Below are 23,062 nucleotides of genomic sequence, written 5' to 3'. Positions count from 1 at the left end.
ATTATAAATGAAAATTCAAACCCTTTTGCAGCTTAGGATCGCCAACGGGAATTAGATTATTATTCTTAGCTTTTAAGGTAAAGATTATTATAACAATTCCTACAGCAGCTACTGGAAATACCAGATCAATCCAGCTAAAAATATACCCATGTTCCATTGATTTTACACTTGGCATTATTAACCAAAAAAGATCAAACAGATGAGCAAACAATAACCAAACTGCTGAAAATTTCAATCGTTTTGGATCCATTTTAGCCGGTTGTGAAAGCAGAATGATGTAAGGAACTAAAAAGTGGATTACAATTAATAAAATAGAAAAGTAAGCCCAGCTTCCCTGCCATCTTGTTAAAAACCAAACTGTTTCTTCTGGAAGATCGGCGTACCATATTAATAAATATTGAGAGAATGCAATGTATGCCCAAAAATTTACAAATGCGAAAAGCAAAGCACCAAAACTAAAAAGGTGCTCGTTATTTAAATCAGAATGCAAATATCCTTTTTCTTTTAAGGGGATTGCAAAAATTGTTGCGCATGCCAGCGCAGCAATCACAGTCCCGGAAAAAAAGTAAACCCCAAAAATTGTAGAGAACCAGTGAGGCTCCAAACTCATCATCCAATCAAATGATGTAAATGAGATAGTTAATGCAAACAACGGGATAAATATTGCCGACAATTTGATATTTATTCTCGTAAGTTTTTGATCACCATTCGAATCTTGTTTGAGTGAATTTCTGCTTATAAAGAAATAGAATGCCGACCAGATAAAAATAAATACCACCACCCTGATAATAAAAAATTCGGTATTTAAATATGGCGATTTGCCGGTAAGTATTTCATCCTTTGCTACAATCTGTGGTTGTGCCCATTTAAATAATTCCTCCAAATTAAATAACAGAGGAATTACGAGGATTAAAAGAAATGGAGTTATGAAGCCGGTAAATTCGATGATCCTTCTAAAGGGAACACTCCAATCCGCTCCCGCTACATATTCGAGGGCTAACAAAAATACAGAACCTACACCAAGGCTTACCAAAAACATGTACGCCACCAAGTAACTAAATACTGCTCTTGTATGATCAACATAAAATCCGAGCAATCCCAATGCCGCTCCAACAACTAAGAGAACCCAACCGATCTTATTTAAACTTGCAGGCAGTTCTTTTTTCAGATATTTATTTTGCGACATTTTTTGAACTCTCCTCTTTACTCAATAATAAATCTGAATCAGAAGCATTTTTTGAACGCTGAAGTACTCTCACATAATTTACAATTGCCCAGCGCTCTTCTCTTGTAATTTGTGATGCATAAGAAGGCATCACATTTTGTCCGTTAGTTATAATATGAAATATCATACCGTCACTAAAATTTCTTGCTCGTTCAGAATGTAAGGTAGGTGGATTTGGAAATTGACCATTTAACCTGCTGTCACCATCAGCAAAATTTCCGTGACAGGGACTGCAAAAAGTTAGAAATTTCTTTTTACCTAATTCGAGAACCGCTTTAGTCGGCAGCAATGGGTTACTCAATGTTTGCGGAGGATTCGATTCACCTTTGTAAGGGTATGGAATAAATCCACGAGCTACAGTTCCCTCGACTGGTTTTCGCATTCCAAATCCATCAGCAAAAAGTACACTCCCCTTTTGCGGATTAAGCTTTCCCTGTTCCATCATCCAATTGAATGGTAAAGTGTACATAAGCTTGTTCAAGGTGAAATAAGTTCCACCTGATACAACTAATGCAGTAATAAATAATAAAATCAGAAATTTTGGTTGAAAAACCGGATAGGTTTCTTCTTCAGGTATAAAAATATCTTCAGTTTTAATTGCTCCAAGTTCTTTAAATAGATTTCTTAATTTATTTTCATCAAATAAAGGATCGGCTGACTCCACAAATATTCCGTATTTGTCTTTAGAAACATTTTGCATGTAATCAGTATCGTGTAAGGGATGACTATTTGCAGGAAGTTTAAAGAAAAAAGCGAGCATTCCAATTACAGTTGAAAGAGTGGCCAATAAAACGGTTAGTTCAAAAGTTACAGGGATGAAAGCCGGCAGTGCAAAAAATGGTTTACCTCCAATTACCATGGGGTAATCAACTGACATAGTCCAGTACATAAATAACAATGCAATTGCGGTTCCTGATAACCCGAAGAATAAAGTGACAAAACCAAGATTTGATGGTTTCAGTTTCATTGCTTTGTCCATACCATGGACAGGGTAAGGTGTGTTTACATCATATTTTGTATAACCACTCTCTGAGATTTTTGAAGCGGCTTTAATAATTTTATTTGGATCATCAAAGAGAGCACTAACAGCAAAAAGTTTTTTATTATTCATGGCTGCCTCCGTGATGAACGGGTTGTGCTCCATCGGCAACAGCTTTAATTTCAGAAATTGAAACGACAGGTAAAGCCTTCGTAAATAAGATTACAAGCGTAAAGAATAATCCGAAACTTCCTAAAAGAATCCCTGCGTCATACATAGTTGGTTTATAATAAGCCCAGCTTGAAGGAAGAAAATCCCTGCTTAAAGATGTAACTGTTATCACAAATCTCTCGAACCACATACCTACCTTTACGAGAATTACTATCACAAGCATAATTGGTACGCTTCTTCTGATTTTTCTAATCCAGAAGAATTGCGGAAAGATTACATTACAAGAAACCATTATCCAGTATGCCCAAGCATAAGGTCCAAATGCCCGATTGATAAAAACAAATTGTTCCGCAGGTACACCGCTGTACCAGGCTATAAAAAATTCCATGGCGTAAGCATATCCCACCATCATACTAGTAGCAATAATAACTTTGTTCATTTTCTCAAGATGATTGATAGTAATAATATGCTGTAAATCAAAAATCTTTCGCACAAAAATCAGCACCGTAACCACCATTGCAAAGCCGGAGAAAATAGCACCAGCGACAAAGTATGGTGGGAAAATTGTAGTATGCCAGCCGGGCATAATTGAAACAGCAAAATCAAAACTAACAATTGTGTGAACAGAAAGAACAAGGGGTGTGGCAAATCCTGCTAAAAGCATATAAGCTTTTTCGTAATGCTGCCAATGCCTGTTTGAATGCCTCCACCCTAAACTGAAGATTGAATAAATTGTTTTTCTCAATTTAGAAACTGTTCGATCCCGCATGGTCGCAAAGTCAGGAATCAAACCAACATACCAGAACACAAGTGAAACAGTGAAATATGTTGAAACTGCAAAAACATCCCATACAAGTGGAGAAGTAAAATTAACCCACAAACTATGTTGATTAGGATATGGCGTAAGATAACCTGCCAGCCATGGACGCCCGGTATGAATAATAGGGAAAATTCCAGCGCACATAACTGCAAAGATTGTCATTGCTTCTGCAAAGCGGGCAATTCCGGTTCTCCATTTTTGCCGTAATAAGAAAAGTATTGCCGAAATTAATGTGCCTGCATGACCTATACCAACCCAGAATACAAAGTTCACGATTGGAAAAGCCCATCCGACAGGCTGATTGTTTCCCCACATTCCAGTACCATAATAGAAACTTATTGCGAGACAAATTGCTCCGATCAACAAAAAAGTTCCTGATATGCTTAATGCAATGTAAAATTTCTTATCAGGTTTGGATTCGAGAGGTGCAGCAACCAACCTTTCGATTTCTGCAAGTGAAAGTCTCCCCTCAATGGTGGGTAATTCTCGAGAATAATCTACGTTCACTAAACTTCCTCCCTATGAGTATTTCTGAGTCTGGCTATATATGTAACGTTTGGTTTAACATTAAGCTCTTCAAGTACATAATAGCCAAGATCATGATTCCTATATTTATAAAATTCTTCTTCCTTATTATTGATATCGCCGAATTGAATTGCATTTGTACCGCAGGCATCCTGACAGGCGGTGCGCACATCCGAGCCTTTGATCGGTCTGCCATTCCTTGTAGCTTCAGCGCGAGCTTCACTAATTCGTTGAACGCAAAACGTACATTTTTCCATCACCCCGCGTGATCTAACAGTTACTTCTGGATTAAACATAAGCGATAGTAATTCACCTTCCTGATAGCCATCCCTAAAATGATCACGGAAGTTGAAGAAGTTAAACCTTCTGACTTTGTAAGGACAGTTATTTGAACAGTACCGAGTACCGACACAGCGGTTATAGACCATTTGATTTAATCCGTCCGGACTATGGTTAGTAGCAACAACCGGACAAACATTTTCGCAAGGAGCTTGATCGCAATGCTGACAAAGCATTGGCATATTACTTACTTGCGGCTCATTAATTTCACCCGAATAATATCTGTCAATACGTAGCCACATCATTTCGCGGCTTTTAAGAATCTGATCTTTCCCGACAACCGGAACATTATTTTCAACGTTGCAAGCGGTGATACATTCGCTGCAGCCCGTACATTTATTCAGATCAATGGACATTCCCCATTTTAAACCGGGATAAGGATGAGGATCATATACACTTTCTAATTCGTGTTCGTTATTTTTTTTCAGGAATTTTTTATCTTTAGAATAAAGTGCTACTGTCCCTTCCTGAATGATCTTTCTTTTCTTTTCGATGTCCTTTGTTAATTCATTATCAAAAGCATGGTGCTCCTGAGTTGAGGCAAGCTCGTAAGTTCCTGCGGCTTTCGCGATTTTACCCAAGCTATAAATTTTTGATGAATTAGCTTTGTGTGAGCAAAGTACATTAGCATTAAAGCCAACACCGGTTCCAACAATTCCGGCGGCTGTTCTTCCGTAACCTAATTCAATTGAAATAGTATTATCAGCACATCCAGGCTGAACGAAAACAGGGATCTCAAGTTTCCTTCCATCAACGGAAATTGAAACTAAATCATTTTCACCAAGTCCATTTTCCTTTGCAGTTTTTTCTGAAACCGCAGCATAATTATCCCACGTAATTTTTGAAACCGGATGAGGTAATTCTTGAAGAAATCCATTATTGGCAAATCTTCCATCCCCAATTGTATAGCTATTTTTCAATATTAAAACATAAGCACTTAAATTTCTTAAAGTAGTGTTAACTTCATTTAATATTGAAGTGTTAAAATCGCCGATGGTTAAATTAGAACTTGTATGTTTAACAACTCCATCATGGAGACTTGCAAACCAGAATTGTTTAAAACTCATCACGGAATTCAGTTGAGGATAGATTTCCGCTTCCCATCGCTTTATCAAATAATCATGATAAATTTTATCATTGTATAGATTTGTATCTCCCCCGACCCAGGTTAAAAGGATGGCTTCTTTTTGTCTTGTATTTTGAAGTGGCGCAATTACAGGCTGTTGAAGTGAAATAAAATTATTTCGCACTTCAAAGTCACCCCACGATTCAAAATCATGGTTAATGGGTAAAACATACTTAGATAATTCTGAAGTCTCATTTACTGATTCAACCAGACTGATTATAGTTGGGACATTTTTTAATCCATCTTGAAATCCCAGATCTTCAGGTAAATGATAAATTGGATTTGAATTTAGATTTATTAAACAAGCTACTTTTCCTGCTCTCATGTTCAGGACTAAGTCATTTAATTCAGCATTATTTGAAAGCGGAATAATATCATTTTGAGTTGAGTCGGTCCGATATAAGTTTTTGCTGCCGAGCAGATCGTTTAAATAATTTACAGCGAGGTGAATATCTTCAGGTAAAGTACTGCCTGCGTAAATAATAGACTTACCTCTATTTGCAATTAAATCTTTGACTAAAAGTTTCAGTTTATTTTCATTTAGTGAATATTTTTTCGCAAAAGCATTTAGCGAATAGTTGGCAAGATTTAAACCACCGGCTGATATGCCATGAATGGATAATTCTTTTAATAGACAAAGCACAAATTCAAGTTGAGCATCGGGTCTAAGTCGAAATCTATAATCAGCATTCATTCCTGTAAGCGAAAGATTTCCTTCCACAACATATAAGCGGCTAAACTTATTTAGATCATTAACGTCTCTGCTTTCAGAAAACATTCTTGTGGTTTCAACTTTGTCTTGTTCAGTTCCGAGGAAGTCGCCTTCAAGAGAAAGAATTATTTTAGCTTCATTCCATTTTATCAACGGGTAAAATCCATCACCGTAACATTTTTTCCATGCCGAGTTTTTGATTTCCTCATTAAAAAGTTCGTAAGAATAAATTTTTGCTGTTGGATACTTCGCGGTAAAATCGTTAAGTAACTTTTTAGTTGTGGGCGATAAAATTTTGTGGGAGATCAAAGCAATTTCATTTGAACCGGCAAAGTCAAGAATTTTTATAATTGCATCATCAGATTGCTTCCAGGTAATATCGGTAAATCCAAATTCTGATTTCAATTTAGGTGTAGAAATTCTTTCAGGGTCATAGAGGCTAAGAATGCTTGCCTGCCCCTTTGCGCAAATTTTACCCTGACTGACCGGATGATCAGGATTACCATCAACCTTAATTGGTCGTCCTTCTCGTGTTTTAATTAAAATACCGCAAGCACTGTTGCAACTTGTACAGGTGGAAGCATAATAATTTGGAACGCCTGCAATGATCTCTTCGGGTTTATCGGTATATGGAATAATTTCCCCTTTATCTCTATAATCAGAACAACCTGCGCCGGCAAGAGCAGCCGAAGCGCCAAGCAATGCTAAAAATTTGCGTCGAGAAAGGTGCGAAAGTTCCTTCAGGTCAAAACTATTTTGTTGTTCTTCAGAAAATTCTTTGTGTGTTGCTTCAATAAATTCCTTATCGCTATGAAGCTCTTTAAAACTTCTCCAATAATTTTCATCGGGTGTGTTTTGTTCATTTTTATTGTAAAGATCAGACATTAGTACCACCTATTTTTTTTCTGCTAATTGCAAGCGGATTTATTTTAACAATCACTTTCCCTTCGTTTTTTTCTGATTTAAAAATTCTAAAAGGAAATAGTTTTATTATGAATAATCCTGTACCGGCTAATGCACCTTTTACAAAAAAACTCTTGCGACTGATTTTATTTTTTATGTTACTCATTTTAGATCCATCATATTTCCAAAATTATCTGTGACAGGCTGAACAATATTGCGGTCCCAGATTTACATTTTTTAAATCCGGCAATGTTGTATGAGCATTACGATGACAATTTAAACAGCTCCCCATTGTGAAAGAACTGACTTGTGAAACCTTGTCCATTTGATTTACAGGTCCATGACAAGCGGTACAATCAATTCCTTTATTCACATGAACACTATGGTTGAAGTAAGCATACTCCGGAACCTTATGAATGCGTTTCCACGGAAGCGGCTTATTCTCTTTATAGTAAGAGGTTAATTTTATTATTTCGGGTTTATCCTTTCGCGCAACAGAATGACAATTCATACAAGTTGCGACTGAAGGGATCATAGCGTGACGGGATTTTTCTACTCCAATATGGCAATACTGACAGTCAATTTTCATCTGCCCGGCATGTAATTGATGGGAGAAAAGAATCGGCTGCACCGGTGAATACCCGACGCTGTCTCTTTCTGCTCTGGAAGCGAAATAAGTTAACGCAAACGAAGCAAGAATCACGAAGACGAGAACTGGCAGACGATTGCGAAGTACATAATCCAAAAATTGTTTTTTCATATTTAACTAATATTGTTGGATTTCAAGCCTTTGGTTGTTGATGGAGATTAGAACTCCCTTTTTCAAATAGTTTAGACTAAACGTATTTTTAAATACCGGAATGGCTCTACTACAAATTTTACTAACTGCTAAAAAATTTAGGGGTAAAATTATAAATAGTTGATGTTAAAACAAAAAATTCAGGTTGAATGAAAAAGATTTTTATATAATTTTTGAAATATTTTATTCTTATATGACCAAAGAAGTTAGAGTCCAAATTATTATTAAATAAATCGTTTTAAAATCTGAAGCACAATTATTGCTACTACTACCATCAACCCTATATAAAAGAATAAATTTAAAACCGACCCTGCAGTGATAGTCAGCGTAGTTTTATATCCTCTCCACCCACATTTTTTACAACGATATATTTTATAAAAGGTAAAATATTTTACTACCCTCTCAAAAATATTTCTTGCTTTGGAACGATTGAGAGAATTTGACTCTTTGCACGAGGGACAATTTTCATAAACAGGATTTTTTCGCACGAGAATATTTTGAGTTTTCATATACCTAAAATTATTTTAAGTACAGCTATAATCAAAACAACAGCAAATATTTTTTTTATGAGTTTGTCTTTTGAATTAATAGCCAATTTTATCCCAAAATAGCTCCCAATTGAAGCGAACACACCTAATAGCAGACCCGGGACGATCAATATATATCCAATGCTGCCTTCTATAGAAAAATTATTTTGTTGCTGACTGAAAGAAAGTGCCGAAAAAATCATAGTTGCTGCCGTTGCAAACGAAGATGTCCCAATTGCCGGTTTAATATCTGTATTAAATAAATAAACAAGAGTTGGAAAGTACAATAATCCACCCCCTATCCCCGAAAAAGCAGAAACTGTCCCGATTATCAAACCAAATCCAAATAAATATAATTTTGGTAAAATTATTTTTTTGCTTGATTTATTATTGGAGCCATTAAAAAATAACATTCTAAGCGCTACGAAAATAAAAACGACAGCAAATATTCCATGCAAAATTGAAGCATTTGTATGAACTACAAAATATGGAGTCAAAATAGATGCAATTACACTACCGGCAGAAAGTATAATAGCCTTTTTGAGATTAAGATTTTTCTTTAGAAAATGGTTAACCGCAGAATATGAAGTTGCTATTGCCCCGGATAATAACGATGTCCCAATAGCGAAATAAGGGATGGATTCTTGAGTGATGCCAAAGGAGGGAAGAATAAAATAAAAAAATGGGACGAAGACAATGCCGCCCCCTATTCCAAGCATACCAATTAATATACCCGCACCAATTCCAACTGCGATCGAAAAAATAATTAGTTCTGCGGCCATCAATTTGAGTGCAGCAGTTTTTTATAAAGATTTTGACTGTTCAAAATTCTATAAGCAGTTTGAAATTGTGGATCAACTTCAAGCATCATTTTTACTTTTTCAGACGCACCAAGGTACCTTACTCCCAATTCGCTTTTAATTTCAAGTAAAATTTCGCTTTCATATTTTTTAAAAGATTCCTCATCAACTTTAGCGATTCTTTCTTGAATTTTCCTCAGATCATTTTCGGTTTGCTTATCCAGCTCAGCTTTATTCATTTCAGAAATTATTTTATCTATTTGTTTTTCAGTATCCGAATGATAAAGATAATCCTGTTCGGAAAGATATTTCCCGAAATCTTTCAGTAAAGTTTTCGGTTGAAGATTATCAAACTTTTGATCCGTATGTGCGTAGTAATATGCATCAGCGAATTGAAAGAATAATCCTTTTGCAAGTAAATCTTTTGTTATGCCGCCTTGGATTTGAAATTCAACCGTGGAATCGGGTGTGATTCCTCCGGCGCTAAAAACAGTGCGGTTATTATCAGTAGTAAAAGCTTCCGCATTGAATTTATTTTCATTCAACTTATCATCATTTTTATTTGAGTAATCAATTTTCTGAATACATCTTCCGCTTGGTGTGTAATATTTGGCAGTAGTGATTTTAAGTGATGTATTTATTCCAATCGGAGAAATGGTTTGCACAAGACCCTTTCCAAAAGATTTTGTTCCTACAATAATTCCCCTATCATGATCTTGAATGGCACCGGCAACAATTTCAGAGGCAGAAGCGCTACCACCATCAATAAGGACAACAAGTTTAGGATCGTCGGCGATCGGTTCCTGCTCGGAAAAATATTTTTTTTCTGCAAATTCTTCTCTGCCTTTTGTAGTAACAATTAAAAGATCTTTTTGTAAAAATTTATCACAGATGTCAACTGCTACATCGAGCAACCCGCCGGGGTTCCCTCTTAAATCAAGAACGATTGATTCGATATTTTTCTGAGCACTCAACTGCTTGATTGCACTTTTAATTTCGTCGGCTGCAGTTCTACTAAAGTTAGATAATTTCAAATAAACATTTCCACTGTTTTCGGGAAAGAAACCGGAGTAAGTTAAATTTTTAAGAATTACTTCTTCGCGAATCAAATTAAAAATCAAAGTGTCTTTTTTCTCATTCCTTGTAATCTCTATTTGAACGGTCGTACCAGGCTCACCCTTAACGAGGGATGAAATATCATCAACATTTTCAGATGAAATTTTTTTATCCGCAGCCTTAATTAAAATATCTCCGACTCTAATTCCTTGCCTTTGAGCGGAATAACCATCCATTACTTCCGTGACTGTTACATCATCGCCACGAACGCCAATCGAAATTCCTACTCCTCCATACTTACCGTTCGTCATAAGATCAATATCCTCTTTTTTATCTTCATCAATAAAAACAGTATAAGGATCTAAAGTTTGAAGCATTCCATTAATACCTGCTTTCATAAATTCTTCAGGATCAACATCGTCCACATAACTAAGTGCAATTTCTTTATAAATTCTGGTGAACAGATCAATGTTCTTTGAAATTTTCAAATAGACATCGTCGTTGCCACTAAAAAATCCGGAAAATATTACAATGACGAACATAGCGGTAATTATTTTAGACCAAAATTCTTTTTTCATTTTTAAATCCTCAATCAAGCTTTAATTTCTTTTATTATTTTTTCGTGGATATCTGCCACTGATTTTGTACCGTCTATTACACGAAATCTTTTTTCTTCGGATGCTATCAGAAGGTAACCTTGTCGTACTTTTTGAAAGAAAGAAGTTTCTGAATTTTCTATCCGGTCAAGTTCAGCTCTTCCTGATTTTTTTTTCCGTTGATGAGATATTTCAACCGGTATATCAATTAGAAAAGTTAAATCAGGGATAGTATTTCCAATTGCAAGTTGTTGAACTTTTTTCACAACTTCAATATCAATTCCTCTACCATAAGCTTGATAAGCAATTGATGAATCGTGAAATCTATCTGAAATCACTACAATATTTTTTGTAATAAGGGAATTATTTTTTCTCGAACCAATTGAGCACGTGCAGAAGAGAAAAGCAGAAGCTCAGTCTCCATAAACATTCTGCTGTATTTTTTATCTAAAAGAATCTCCCTGATTTTTCAGATATCTCGGTCCCTCCCGGCTCTCGAATTACTTCAACAGAAAAATTTCTTTGCAATAAATATCTTTTTAAAAGTTCAACCTGGGTGGACTTACCACAGAAATCAATTCCTTCAAAAGTAATAAACATCTAGAATGCTCTTTGCAAATTATTTTTTTTAATTAAATTTAGTAATGACATATCGAAGCCTTTCAGGTTTTATGTAGATCAATTGTGTGTTATCAGGGAAATCAATTTCAGGTGCTACTGTGCCTGTTGAATCAACCACAACCTCGCCGTACTCTATACTTGCACTAAAATCATTTTCTGATAATTTCCCCAAAACCTCAATACCGCCTAGCACACTTACTGTAATTGAATTGGGTATTAACACAACCTCCCTATCCGGTGGTACATTTAAAACTTTAACTGGTATTTCTTCGAATGATTTATCTATAATAGCTTGAACATCAAGGCTCATTAACAAATTATCTGCAGAATATGAAAATCCCCTAAGTTTTTTTACTTCAATGCGCTCAACAATTTTTTCAGATAAATTATTATAAGTGCTTCGCTCAGTGATTATCGATTTCATTTTTTTTAATATACTTTTTGGTCCCGTTACCATTACAGAATCAGGGATGAACTTAATCTCCGATGCTAATCCATAGCCAGTTTTAAAGTTAAGATTAAGATTTGCTTCAATCGGTAATTTTTTTGTACCGATTGATTCGATATAGAATGAGATTGTATCCGGAATAATATCCATAACCTGCATATCTTCCGAGAGCCAATTATTTTCAGATAAATAATTATTTAGATTGATGAACTTGAATCCACTATCAACTGACTGCGGAACAACAAACTCGGCAGGAGATGCCACATTCATAGAGATAAGCTTCCAGCCTTTACTTTTAACCTTGATTAAAATTTTATCCGGCATTACAGAGCCACTAGTTAGTCCTTTGGGAATATTCACGAGTTTTAACGGCACTTCGATGACTGCAAAGTAATCACTGGACAAAGAAATAGAACCCCAAATAATTATTGAAAAAATTACAGAAATAATTATAACAGAAAGGTTTTGTGGGGTTTTAATTTTCAAGAGGTTTTAACTTTCTAATCTTGAAGTGATTTATAATGATCAATTAATTCATCTCTATTGGCACGTGAGATTTGGCGTCCCTTAATTGGAAAATTTTTAATGCCTCTTACATAGTGCCGCAATTCATGAACATTCATATTTTCAGGGTCAATTGGTAGTTCTTTTTCCACGGAAGGCTCGTTTTTTAGATCTTCCTTTTTATAAATTGGGCCCAATGCTTCTCGTTTTAATCTTTCAATCGTTTCAGAATGATTTGATAAATTTTCTTCTTTCGTTGTGCTTTGCTCGGCTTTTTGTCTGGATTTTACCGGCTCGGGCTGCTTAACAGTTTTTTTAATTTTAATTGGCGGGATATTTATCTCCGAATTAATATTCTCATCCAATGAATCATTATTTTTTACAAAGGATGGGGCTATTTTTTTGACAGCGATTTCATCGGGAATTTTGTGAGAGTTAAATCGTTTACTATTCAATAATATCTTTTGAATTCTTTCATTATCAATATTAATAGAAACTGAGGCGATGTAACCTTCGTTTTTTTCAGCTTGTTCTTTAGCTTCTTTCAAAACAAAATCAATAGAAACAGGCGGAGCTGAAAATTTTGAGACAACAACCCCGTCCCCTATAAATTCGAAGCCAAGGAAAGTAGCGTCAGTATTTTTTAGCACAGAGTCAACGGCAGCCACAGCCGGGATTAACCCTTTTGTCTCTAATATTCCGATGATTTGGTCCATAATTATTTTTCTTTTAAATATTTAATTAAATCAGTGTGAGGTTTCGGAATGATCAGCGAAGTAATAAATTGATTTTCTTTTTTTAAAACTTCAGAATTTATGTCTATCATTTCTTTAATAGAAACAAGTTCACCCTCAAAGAAAACTGATACGATACTATCGCCTGAGGTTTCAATCTTTATAAATTTTATTGACCTGGTTTCCGGCAAATTTTGTAAAACTTTTAGTGCCCAAGCATAACTGTGTGTTTCGATTATTCCGAGCGAGTTTTGAGTCACGATTAACTTCCTTCTAAACTTATTTTATGGAAAATAGTTCTTAATTTTCTAATTATCAATTTAAGCATTGGCAATTATTTTTTAAGCTTTTCAAGAAATTCCTGAAGAATAATTGCCGCTGAATTATTATCAATCAAACCTTTATCCCGTCGTTTTGATTTTTTATTTACTGATTCAAGCACTTTCTCAAACGCAATGACAGAAGTGAATGTTTCATCCCAAAGTTTTACTTCAAGTTTAAACTTACTTTCCAAATCCAATTTAAATTTTAAAATTTTGTTATGAATAGATCCGGGCTTATCCTCATCTGATGGAATACCAAGTACAATCGAAAAAACATCCTGCTCTAAAATGATCTTTCCCAATTCTTTCCAAATAGAATTATCATTAATTAAAGTTTTAAAAGGGTAAGAAAATATTTTAAGCGGATCTGAAAGCGCTGTACCAATTCTCCTTTCTCCATAATCGATTGCTAAGATTCTCTTGTATTCTATCGGAAGGTTTTCACTCATTGTTAACCTTCAAACCGCTCAACTGAATAGACACCTTTAACTTTTTTTAAGTCGTTCAATTAAATTATAAAGGTGATCGAGATCCTGAACATAAACGGTTATGCTACCTTCAAATGTGTTATCATTTGTGTTGACATTAATTGATTTGATGTTAGTATTCTTAAAGGAAACAATAGTGTGAGACAATTCATTTAGTAAACCGGGAGAATCCTCACCCATTAATGTTATTCCAGCGACAAAAAGAGAACCCTCCCCTTTGGGCCACTGCACTGAAACAAGTTTTGTTGGATCTTTTTCAGAAATTTGCAGAAGATTATTGCAAGTTTTTCTATGGATTTTAATGCCTTCGCCAATTGTTATATAGCCAATAACCGGATCGCCAGGCACAGGATTACAGCATTTTGCGTAAGTGTATAAGAGCCCCCCGCTTTCGCCGTCAACTAGCACACCACCAGCATCATTGCGAGCAACATTAACAAAATTTTTGTATTCAAGAACGGCTGAAACTTTTTCTTTTTTCTCCTTTTCCTTTGAAGTTGTTAATACTTCATCAAGATTTAACACACCTTGTGCAATCGCAATAAAAAAATGTTTTGTGTTTTCATACTTCGTGCTTGCAGCAAGTTTTATTACATCCTCCTGGCTAAAATTAAGTTTCATTTTTTTTATCTTTTTTTCCCAAATTTCCTTTCCCGCTAAAACTATATCTTCCTCTTCTGAGTTAATCCACTTCCGAATAGCAGACTTGGCTTTATGGGTAGTAACAAACTTCAACCAACTTTTATTAGGATGTTGGTTTTAGAAGAGATGATCTCTACTTGATCTCCGCTGTGCAAAACCGAATCTAAAGGAACAATTCTGCCATTTACTTTTGCTCCTATGCAGTGTTCACCCACCTTGCTATGAATTTCAAACGCAAAATCAACCGGAGTGGAGCTGACGGGTAAACGAATTAAATCACCTTTGGGAGTGAATACGTAAATTTCATCTTGATAAAGATTTAGTTTGAAACTTTCAAGTAATTCTTTTCTTGCATCGTCACGAGAAGCATTGTCAAAAATTTCCCGAACCCAGTTAATCCAGCTGTCAAGGTCTTTGTCCGTGGCACTTTTATTTTCTTTATACCGCCAATGGGCTGCCACACCCTTCTCCGCTACTTCGTGCATTTTTCTTGTACGAATCTGAATTTCAACTAATCTGCCGTCATGCCCAACAATAGTGGTATGAATAGATTGGTAATTATTTGTCTTTGGAATTGAAACGTAATCTTTAAATCGGTCCGGTACCGGCAGGTAAATTTGATTAACAATTCCGAGAGTTGTGTAGCATTCGTTCGTATCCTCAGTTTCAAGAATAATTCTGATGGCAAAGAGATCATAAATTTCTTCGAATGGTTTATTACGTCTCAACATTTTTCGATAAATAGAATAAAGGTGCTTTGGGCGTCCATTTATTTCGTATTTAATTTTATACTCTTTCAACTTCAGTTCAATAGGTTCGGTAAATTTACTAATGTATGATTCACGTTCTTTTCGTTTACCTTTAACTTTCCGTGAAAGTTCATCGTAAGCTTCGCGGTTTAGAAATTTAAAGGATAAATCTTCAAGCTCCCATTTTAATTTTCCCAAACCAAAACGATTGGCAAACGGTGCATATATTTCAAGTGTTTCCTGTGCAATTCTTCTCTGTTTATCCGGGTTAACGAATTCAAGAGTGCGCATGTTGTGAAGTCTATCAGCAAACTTGACGAGTATCACTCTAACATCTTTTATCATTGAAAGAAGAAGCTTCCGATAGTTTTCAGCTTTTGTAATTTCGTGACCTTTAAATATCCCGCTTATTTTTGTAACGCCATCAACAATTTCGGCTACCTCCTTTCCAAATTCTTTGGAAAGAATATCTATATTTACGTCTGTATCCTCAAGTACATCATGAAGCAAGGCACAAGCTACTGAAATATCATCAAGTGGAAATTCGCGAACAACTATTAAAGCTACGTGAAAAGGATGGGTAAAGTATGGCTCGCCGGAAGCACGCAATTCATCTTTATGAGCTTCGAAACTATATTCAAAACTCTTAACTATTAAATCTGTATTTACTGCGGACAAATTGTTATTGCACGCAGTCAATAATTCATCGAGATATTTTTTATTTTTTGAATTGGTTGAAGGCATTATTTAAAGCCATTAAAATTCATTTTGGCTTTAAAATACTTCTTTTAAATGAAATGAGAAAGTCAGCAGTTTTTCAGTGCAGAAATTAATCTTCCATATCCTGCAGGATTTTTCTTTTTAATTTTTTAACTCGTTCGATACGACTGTCTAATTTATCCGCTGCAAATTCAGAAAAGTCCTTGATCGCAAGAATGTCATTGCATATTTGAAGTGCATTTTCTTTTTGTCCAAGTTTATAATAAAGCTGAGCAATAATGTGCTTAAGTACTACCGCATTAATATGATTTTTTAATCCCTCGGGTGGGTAAGATTTTAAAACTTCATAGTAAAGATTAATCGCTCTTTTTTTATCAATCTCTTCATAAATTCTTGCAAGGCTCCACTTGAATAATCGGCTTCCAGGATTATTCTTCAGAGCATCCTCTGCAACTTTTTCAGCATCACCAAAATTTTCACGATCAATGTAAACCCAAATAAGTGAATATGCTGCGAGATATGAATTATAAGTAGAATATTTTATTGCCTTTTTTAAATAATCAATTCCTTTGTCCTTATCATCAGAAATAAACGGAAGCCAATTGATAAATTCTGTTTTACTGCTGCTCCAGTACTTATAAGCACCAATTGCTATGTATGATTCGTAAAATTCAGGATTTATTTCCAGACAATCTTCAAAATCCGAGACAGAACTCATACCCTTGGAAAAAGCAGGGATCCAGCTTTCATTTAGTGCTTTGTAGTAAGCATTGTAGCCTTTTACTAAAGCAAGAAAATATTTATTCCAAACATTTTGTGGTTCCTTTGCCAAAAGTTTTTCTGATTGGGCTTCTGCTTCATCAAGATAATTCATTATCAGTTGATCGTTGAACTCTTCAGCTTGATCATACGATCTGGCTATTTCTACAGCAGCAAGATAAATTTTTCCTAAAGGAATATTCGGGTAATCACTCTTGAGCTTCTCAAATTTGGTCTGGGCAGCATCATAGTTCTGATTTATTATTTCCTGAATACCTTGTGTAAGGATAGTATGAATTTTATCATCCGGATATTTCTGAGCGAATGAAAGCCCTGCAAAGAAAATGAATGCTAAAAAAATATATTTAAAGTGTACCAAATGTCCTATCTCCTGCATCACCCAATCCGGGTAGAATGTATCCTTTGTTATTTAATTTTCTATCTAAAGCAGCTGCAAAGATTTTTATGTCGGGGTGATCGTGCTGAAGTTTTGAAACTCCTTCAGGTGCAGCGACAATACAAGCAAAAATAATTTTTGAAGCAGACCGTTGTTTAAGGTACTTAATTGCTTCAGACGCACTTCCACCGGTTGCAAGCATCGGGTCGAGGAGAATGACCATTGAATCATTAATGTTCTTTGGTGTTTTATAATAATATTCTACTGGTTCTAAAGTTTCTTCATTTCTTTGTAACCCGATGTGCCCGACTTTTGCATCGGGGATTAATTCTAAAAAACCATTTACCATTCCAAGCCCTGCTCGTAATACAGGAACAAGAACAACATCGTGTAAAAGTTTATATCCATTGGTTTTTTCGAGCGGTGTTTCAATTTTAATCTGGATTGTTTCAAAATTAATTGAGATTTCGGCAGCAAGAATATTTGAAATTCGTTTAACGGCTTCTCTAAAATTTTCAGTGCTCGTATTTTTATCCCGAATAATTGTTAAATCTCTTTTGACGAGTGGATGCTCAATCAGCTTTAAGTTATTATTGATATTACTCATAATTTATTTTTGCCTGAAACTAAGTGTTAAAGGTATTCCTTCAAAACCAAAAATTTTTCTTATACTATTTTCGAGAAATCGTTTATAATTATCAGGGACATATTTAGGAAAGTTGCTAAAAAATAAAAACACTGGATACTTGTCGCCTCCTTGGGTAACATATTTGATTTTTATTTCTTTACCTGTACCTGTAGCAGGAGGGGGAAATCTCTCTATCTCAGCCATAAGTTTTTCATTCAGGTCGGACGTACTAATTTTTTTGTTGCGTTCATTGTATAACCGGATGCACAAATCCACAAGCTTGTAAATTCTTTGCTTAGTAAGAGCGGAGATAAAGATGATGGGAACATAATCCAGCGCTCCAAGTTTTTGTTTGATATCCAATTCAAACTCGCGCGAAGTGTTTGTTTCCTTTTCAATCAGATCCCACTTATTTATTGCGAGGATTATTCCTTTTTTCCGTCGTTCTGCTTCATCAATTATTTTTTGATCCTGCTTTTCAAATCCAACTGAAGCATCAATTAAAATTATCACCACATCAGCTTCAGAAATTGCTTTGAGACTTCTTAAGGTTGAAAAATATTCTACACTTTCCTGCACTTTTTTCTTTTTTCGTAAACCGGCAGTATCAACTAAAATTAATTCCTGCCCATAGTATTTTAGAGTTGAATCCAAACTGTCTCTTGTAGTTCCAGGAACATCGGTAACAATACTTCGATCTGCTCCAAGTAATGCGTTTGTAAGCGATGATTTTCCGACGTTCGGTCTTCCAACAATTGCAATTTTTATAATTTTATCTTCCTCTATTTGACTGTGAACCGGAAAAGGTTCAACAATTACATCAAGCAAATCCCCAATATTTCTACCGACCAATGCAGAAACAGCAAAAATATTTTCAACACCAAGATTGTAAAACTCATTCGCCGACGATTCAAATTTTTCAGAATCAACTTTATTTACAATGACAAGAAATTTTTTCCCTGATGTTCTAAGCATGTTGAAAATTTCTCTCTCAACCGGAAGCAGTCCCGACCGTGAATCAACCATAAATAAAACTGTGTCTGCTTCATTTACGGCAAGTTGAACTTGTTCACGGATAGCGGTTTCAAAAAGATCTTTTGAATCAGGGACATATCCACCCGTATCAATCAACCTGAATACTTTTCCATTCCACTCCACATCAGAATAATTTCTATCACGAGTAACGCCGCTTTGATCGTCAACGATGGCATCCCGCTTTCCAATCAACCGGTTAAAAAGGGTGGACTTACCTACGTTTGGTCTTCCGACTATTGCTACAATTGGTGTTTTCATATTTTTATTTTTTGGAGTTGAAAAATAGCGATTATTAGGGAATGAATCAGCGGTTTTTATCGGTTCAAAGTAAAAAATAATTTTGCTTCGGTAACTTTAGTTTCACAAAATGAATTAAAAATTAATACCGGATGCAGAAATTTTCCGGTTTAATTCACGATAAAAGGATAGAAGTTGTTACTTACTAAAAAATCAATTTAACATTAAAAGTGGGTATAAATTCTAACTGTCCTGAAAATTGAAAATTATTTACACGAACATTCATTGCAATATTATTGTTGAATGAGATCGCACTCCAAACTGCATCGAGCGTGCTTAAAAAATGATTGATATAAATTCCAACAACTGCTTTCGATGCCACGTTATAATAATCATTTGCCTTGCCGCGTTCTCCGGAATAGTAAGTGAAATTGGGAGAGATATCATGATAATCATCAGAAGTAAAATCATTCCAGCCGCCTGCGTATTGAGGATACTTCCCGATCAACTCGTAATACTGCTGGTCACCAAATGGGGGTAGTGAATGTGAATAACCATTTCCGATAGAACGTTCCATTTCATTCAAAATATTCCAGTTAACAGGCTCTACATTAAAAAGATTTTCTGTGAAATAACTAATTTCATCTGGAGTAATAGAAGCATTTAGCTGCTGAAGATGGTCCAATGTCCACTGCGCATAACGGGCAGCATCCCAATTCTGATTCGCGAAATTCTGAAAACTTTCAGTCTGGTCATTACCTTTTTTATCATAAAGTAAAGCTACTGTTATTACAGTTGCTTCAACACCTAAAAATATACCGGCTTTCAAATATTCACCGGAATAAAATTCACCGGCACCGGGGACGAGAAATGAAAGGACACCAGCAAGGAATGGTGATTTTTTATCAGTTGATTCCGGAAATAAATTTATCGGCTTTACAACTTGAATACTCTTCGATAGAATTCTTGAATCGTACTGCAGATTACCTGTGAGTTTATTGCCATAATCATTTGCAGGCTGAGCCAAAATGATTGAGCTGCTCAACATTGAGATTATAAATAAAAGTGAATTTTTCATTTTAAATTTTTCTTTTTGAATAATTAAAAATCAAAACCGAATAATATTCCACCATAGAAACGCCACTCTTTTCCATAAGTTACCACTTCGTTTCGAGCAGTGCGCGAGAACTTATCAAAGCCATAGGAAGCATTTACAAAAACATCTGTTGGGAAAAGATAGAATGAATTAAGATGGGCACGCAGTTCTGCCCCCGCGCCTTTCTTAAAATCTTTCAGACTAACTTCGCTGCCATTCCACGCATTTCCGAAATCGCCGTAAAAAGCGAGAAATATTTTGTCGAGATAAAGATGTCCGAATCGTGCATCAATATTACGGAATAACGGGAATCTGTAAGTTAGATTTATCCAGCCAACTTCATTTCCGCTGATGGCATAAAATGGATATGCTTTCATTCCGATTAATCCGCCGAGATAAAAATCAAAGAAATCTGGAACCTGCGGACCAAAGATTGTCCCCGCCCTTACTTGAGCGGTAAGTGTGTGATCGCTCCACAATCCAAAATGGATTTTAGAATTTAATTCGAGTTTGTGAAAATTAAATATTTTGTACTTTGGTTTTAGCAAACCATCCTCAACCACGTATTCGCCTTCTTCATTAAACTTATTTGATTCGTAATCATACTTAACTTCAAGCCTGGCGCCTACTGGATTTATTTCATCATCTCTATCAGGTAAGATTCCTTCAAAAGAATATGTGAGCCGAAAATTTCTCCCAATTAAATAAGTATCATTGGTCGTCGGATAAAGCCCATTATTATTTGGTAAAATAAAACTGCCAAGCGATGCAGAGTACCTGCTAAAAATAAACCTGAACTCTAAATTTTGTTCGCGTGAAAATATTTTATGCTTTGCAGCAACATCAACTTCAAACAGATTATAGGTAACGTCATCCGGAATGATAAAGTCATAATTAACTGTAGAACCGACAGTATCAGCGCCGAAGAAAATATCAATATTAGCTTTACGGCTAATGTTATAAATTTCGAGAGCGAGTTCGGGTTTTAAACCAAGGTCGAATAAAAGTGGAAGTTTATTTCTATAATCAAAAATAAGAAACAAGTCGCGCTCAAGTTTGGAATTAATAGAAGCACCCGCAAAAATCGAATACCGATTTAACATATCGTTTGAGGAAACGTACAAACCGGGTTTAAGTTTTTCAAAAAAACTATTTGAAGTATTATAGTTATCAATTCTGATAAACGGATAAAAAGTAAGTTTAGAAAATTTGCCTGTATATTTCTCAGATTGAATGTCATCTAATTTTTTATCATCAAAATTCTTGAGATGATTAATATCAAATTTTGAAATATCGCCTTTTGGCTGGTCGGCATTTAAGGGAGGGTTTTCTACACGAACATAGGATTTATTTTTGTCAACTTTCTGCTTTTCGGTATTTAGCATTTGAAATATTTTATAACCGGTTGAAGTATAACCAGCATAAACAATATTTCCGTTCAAGTCCTCAACAGGCATAAATGCACCGCCAAGTACGTTGGTTAGCTGCTTTTTCTCTTTTGAATTGAGATCGAGTGAATACAAATTATAAATCCCGGTTTCATCCGAAGCATAAATTAGTTTTCCAGCACTGTTAAAAACAGGATTTCGCTCATCAAATTTTGATGTCATTACAGGCTCAGCAGTTCCTCCATCAGCACTAATTTTATAAATATCTCTTCCCTGATAATACGAATAATCAAAAACTATGTATGAATCGTCGTTAGAAAATTTTGGATTAAAAACCTGCTCGCCGTTTTGGAAAAAAGTCAGCGGCTTAAAATTATTGCCGTCAATATCAATTAACCCGAGATTAGAAGTGCCATCTTTCTGATAAAGAAATACTATTTTTTTACCATCGTGCGAAAGGTTTGGCTGGTTCGCCCTCAGATTATAAGTTAATCGAACTTCATCCTCATTTTCAATATCATAAGTATAAAGATCATGAACGTTGTACCAATTTTTATTATCATCAGAAAGTTTTGCGTAGAGAATTTTTTTTGTTTCGGGGATAAGACTGAAAGTTGAGCGAACAGTACCGACTAATAATTTTTCTTCTTTAGTTATTAAATCATATTGATAAATACCCGCAGGGCTGAAATAGTCTGATGATTTATTAGAAACATAAAAAATCTTATTTCCATCATCAGAATATTGAGGATAGAAATTACCAAATCCATCTTTTGCAATCAACTCACCCTCAACAAGGTTTGAGCGAATAGATTCAGTTCTATTTTGATAATCCTCTTTCAGAAAATTTTTCCATTCATTATAAATCTCATTTCCATTTTTACCAAGAACATCGCTGAAGGCGGCATCAATAGTGAAGTTACCAAATTTGCCGAGAGCGTTTGTTATTTCTTTTAATTTATCTTCGCCATATTTTTGAGCAATATACCTTGTAAGAGCAAAACCTGAATTATAAACAGATTCATTCCCAAGCGAAGTTTTTCCAAAAACACCCATTTCATTCCAGGTCAGCATTTTATCATCAAGAACATACGAGCGAAGAATCATATCGCGGTGCGAATCCCAATTATCATAATCAAAATCTTTTCGCATGTACTGTGCAGTTCCTTCAGCAAACCAGGCTGGCATATTTATACTTGCAAGTGGATAGCTGATTATCGTGTTCGGAAATCCGTAAAGTATATCCGGACGCCGCTCATCCTCGTAGTTTAACATTTGTAAAAAGAAAGCCGGCACTCCTCTCCCCACCTTCATTGCAGCTTGAATTTGTACCATATGAGTAAACTCGTGCGAAATAACATTACGGAGCCAGTTATGCTGCCCGCGCAGATCAAAATCAAGTGCACTTGTCCAAATTTCTATTTTGTTATCAAAAAAATATGTTGCGCCGTTTGAGTAATCATCTAAATCTTTAATAACGAAATGAACAGTTTCAGGTTCATAGTCATAAAGAGAAGTAATGGGACCCCAAACTTCATCAATAATTTTTGAAATGACTTTCGCAGTTCTATCCGCACCTTCATGATAATGAACTTCAGCGTGTTCGCCTTTAATAGTAAACCAATTCAGTTCAGGATGAAATTCTGTGAATTGCGAAAATGATAGATTAGTAAAAAACAAAATGCTTGCTGCGATACGAAAATATTTTTGCATTA

Annotated in this window: 19 protein-coding genes and 1 pseudogene; all 20 read right to left on the bottom strand. The window is 35.3% G+C overall.

Going from position 1 to position 23,062, the window contains the following annotated elements:
• Position 1: 1 nt before the first annotated feature.
• The gene (locus IPH11_18430) at positions 2-1,039 is read right to left on the bottom strand and encodes a quinol:cytochrome C oxidoreductase (GenBank protein MBK6915541.1); all 1,038 of its coding nucleotides are present in this window, start codon (positions 1,037-1,039) and stop codon (positions 2-4) included.
• 133 nt (positions 1,040-1,172) lie between these two features.
• Positions 1,173-2,336: a DUF3341 domain-containing protein gene (locus tag IPH11_18425; protein ID MBK6915540.1), complete on the bottom strand. Its 1,164-nt coding sequence runs from the start codon at positions 2,334-2,336 to the stop codon at positions 1,173-1,175.
• Positions 2,329-3,702 (bottom strand): polysulfide reductase NrfD, encoded by a 1,374-nt coding sequence (gene nrfD / locus IPH11_18420; GenBank protein ID MBK6915539.1) that lies wholly within the window; start codon positions 3,700-3,702, stop codon positions 2,329-2,331. The genes IPH11_18425 and nrfD overlap by 8 nt, the downstream gene beginning before the upstream one ends.
• Entirely contained in the window at positions 3,702-6,782 is a 3,081-nt protein-coding gene (locus tag IPH11_18415; GenBank protein ID MBK6915538.1) for a TAT-variant-translocated molybdopterin oxidoreductase, read from the bottom strand. The genes nrfD and IPH11_18415 overlap by 1 nt, the downstream gene beginning before the upstream one ends.
• Entirely contained in the window at positions 6,775-6,966 is a 192-nt protein-coding gene (locus IPH11_18410; protein MBK6915537.1) for a hypothetical protein, read from the bottom strand. The genes IPH11_18415 and IPH11_18410 overlap by 8 nt, the downstream gene beginning before the upstream one ends.
• 24 nt (positions 6,967-6,990) lie before the next feature.
• Entirely contained in the window at positions 6,991-7,560 is a 570-nt protein-coding gene (locus tag IPH11_18405) for a cytochrome c3 family protein (GenBank protein ID MBK6915536.1), read from the bottom strand.
• Positions 7,561-8,104: 544 nt separating this feature from the next.
• Positions 8,105-8,911, bottom strand: a complete 807-nt coding sequence (locus IPH11_18400; protein ID MBK6915535.1) for a sulfite exporter TauE/SafE family protein — start codon at positions 8,909-8,911, stop codon at positions 8,105-8,107.
• The gene (locus IPH11_18395) at positions 8,908-10,560 is read right to left on the bottom strand and encodes a S41 family peptidase (GenBank protein MBK6915534.1); all 1,653 of its coding nucleotides are present in this window, start codon (positions 10,558-10,560) and stop codon (positions 8,908-8,910) included. The genes IPH11_18400 and IPH11_18395 overlap by 4 nt, the downstream gene beginning before the upstream one ends.
• A 14-nt stretch (positions 10,561-10,574) precedes the next feature.
• Positions 10,575-10,916 carry a dTMP kinase gene (tmk, locus tag IPH11_18390; GenBank protein MBK6915533.1) on the bottom strand — a complete coding sequence of 114 codons (342 nt, stop codon included), beginning with the start codon at positions 10,914-10,916 and terminating at the stop codon, positions 10,575-10,577.
• Between the two features lie 109 nt (positions 10,917-11,025).
• Positions 11,026-11,178, bottom strand: coding sequence for a hypothetical protein (locus IPH11_18385; protein MBK6915532.1), 153 nt, complete (start codon positions 11,176-11,178; stop codon positions 11,026-11,028).
• 28 nt (positions 11,179-11,206) lie between these two features.
• Complete coding sequence (locus tag IPH11_18380) at positions 11,207-12,133, bottom strand: hypothetical protein (GenBank protein MBK6915531.1); 927 nt, start codon at positions 12,131-12,133, stop codon at positions 11,207-11,209.
• Positions 12,134-12,147: 14 nt separating this feature from the next.
• Complete coding sequence (locus IPH11_18375) at positions 12,148-12,867, bottom strand: BMC domain-containing protein (protein ID MBK6915530.1); 720 nt, start codon at positions 12,865-12,867, stop codon at positions 12,148-12,150.
• Between the two features lie 2 nt (positions 12,868-12,869).
• Positions 12,870-13,145: a hypothetical protein gene (locus IPH11_18370; protein MBK6915529.1), complete on the bottom strand. Its 276-nt coding sequence runs from the start codon at positions 13,143-13,145 to the stop codon at positions 12,870-12,872.
• 74 nt (positions 13,146-13,219) lie between these two features.
• Positions 13,220-13,657, bottom strand: a complete 438-nt coding sequence (gene ruvX / locus IPH11_18365) for a Holliday junction resolvase RuvX (GenBank protein ID MBK6915528.1) — start codon at positions 13,655-13,657, stop codon at positions 13,220-13,222.
• A 2-nt stretch (positions 13,658-13,659) separates the two neighbouring features.
• Positions 13,660-15,831, bottom strand: a pseudogene (locus IPH11_18360) (bifunctional (p)ppGpp synthetase/guanosine-3',5'-bis(diphosphate) 3'-pyrophosphohydrolase).
• 85 nt (positions 15,832-15,916) lie between these two features.
• The gene (locus IPH11_18355; protein MBK6915527.1) at positions 15,917-16,945 is read right to left on the bottom strand and encodes a hypothetical protein; all 1,029 of its coding nucleotides are present in this window, start codon (positions 16,943-16,945) and stop codon (positions 15,917-15,919) included.
• Positions 16,932-17,570 carry a uracil phosphoribosyltransferase gene (gene upp, locus IPH11_18350; GenBank protein MBK6915526.1) on the bottom strand — a complete coding sequence of 213 codons (639 nt, stop codon included), beginning with the start codon at positions 17,568-17,570 and terminating at the stop codon, positions 16,932-16,934. The genes IPH11_18355 and upp overlap by 14 nt, the downstream gene beginning before the upstream one ends.
• 3 nt (positions 17,571-17,573) lie before the next feature.
• On the bottom strand, positions 17,574-18,884 hold the full coding sequence (gene der, locus IPH11_18345) for a ribosome biogenesis GTPase Der (GenBank protein ID MBK6915525.1): 1,311 nt from the start codon (positions 18,882-18,884) through the stop codon (positions 17,574-17,576).
• A 184-nt stretch (positions 18,885-19,068) separates the two neighbouring features.
• Entirely contained in the window at positions 19,069-19,941 is an 873-nt protein-coding gene (locus tag IPH11_18340; GenBank protein MBK6915524.1) for a hypothetical protein, read from the bottom strand.
• A gap of 23 nt (positions 19,942-19,964) precedes the next feature.
• Complete coding sequence (locus IPH11_18335) at positions 19,965-23,060, bottom strand: biopolymer transporter Tol (GenBank protein ID MBK6915523.1); 3,096 nt, start codon at positions 23,058-23,060, stop codon at positions 19,965-19,967.
• Positions 23,061-23,062: the final 2 nt, after the last annotated feature.

This window comes from Ignavibacteriales bacterium (assembly GCA_016709155.1).
GTDB lineage: Bacteria > Bacteroidota > Ignavibacteria > Ignavibacteriales > Ignavibacteriaceae > JADJEI01.
This window is presented reverse-complemented; position numbering and strand designations above follow the sequence as displayed.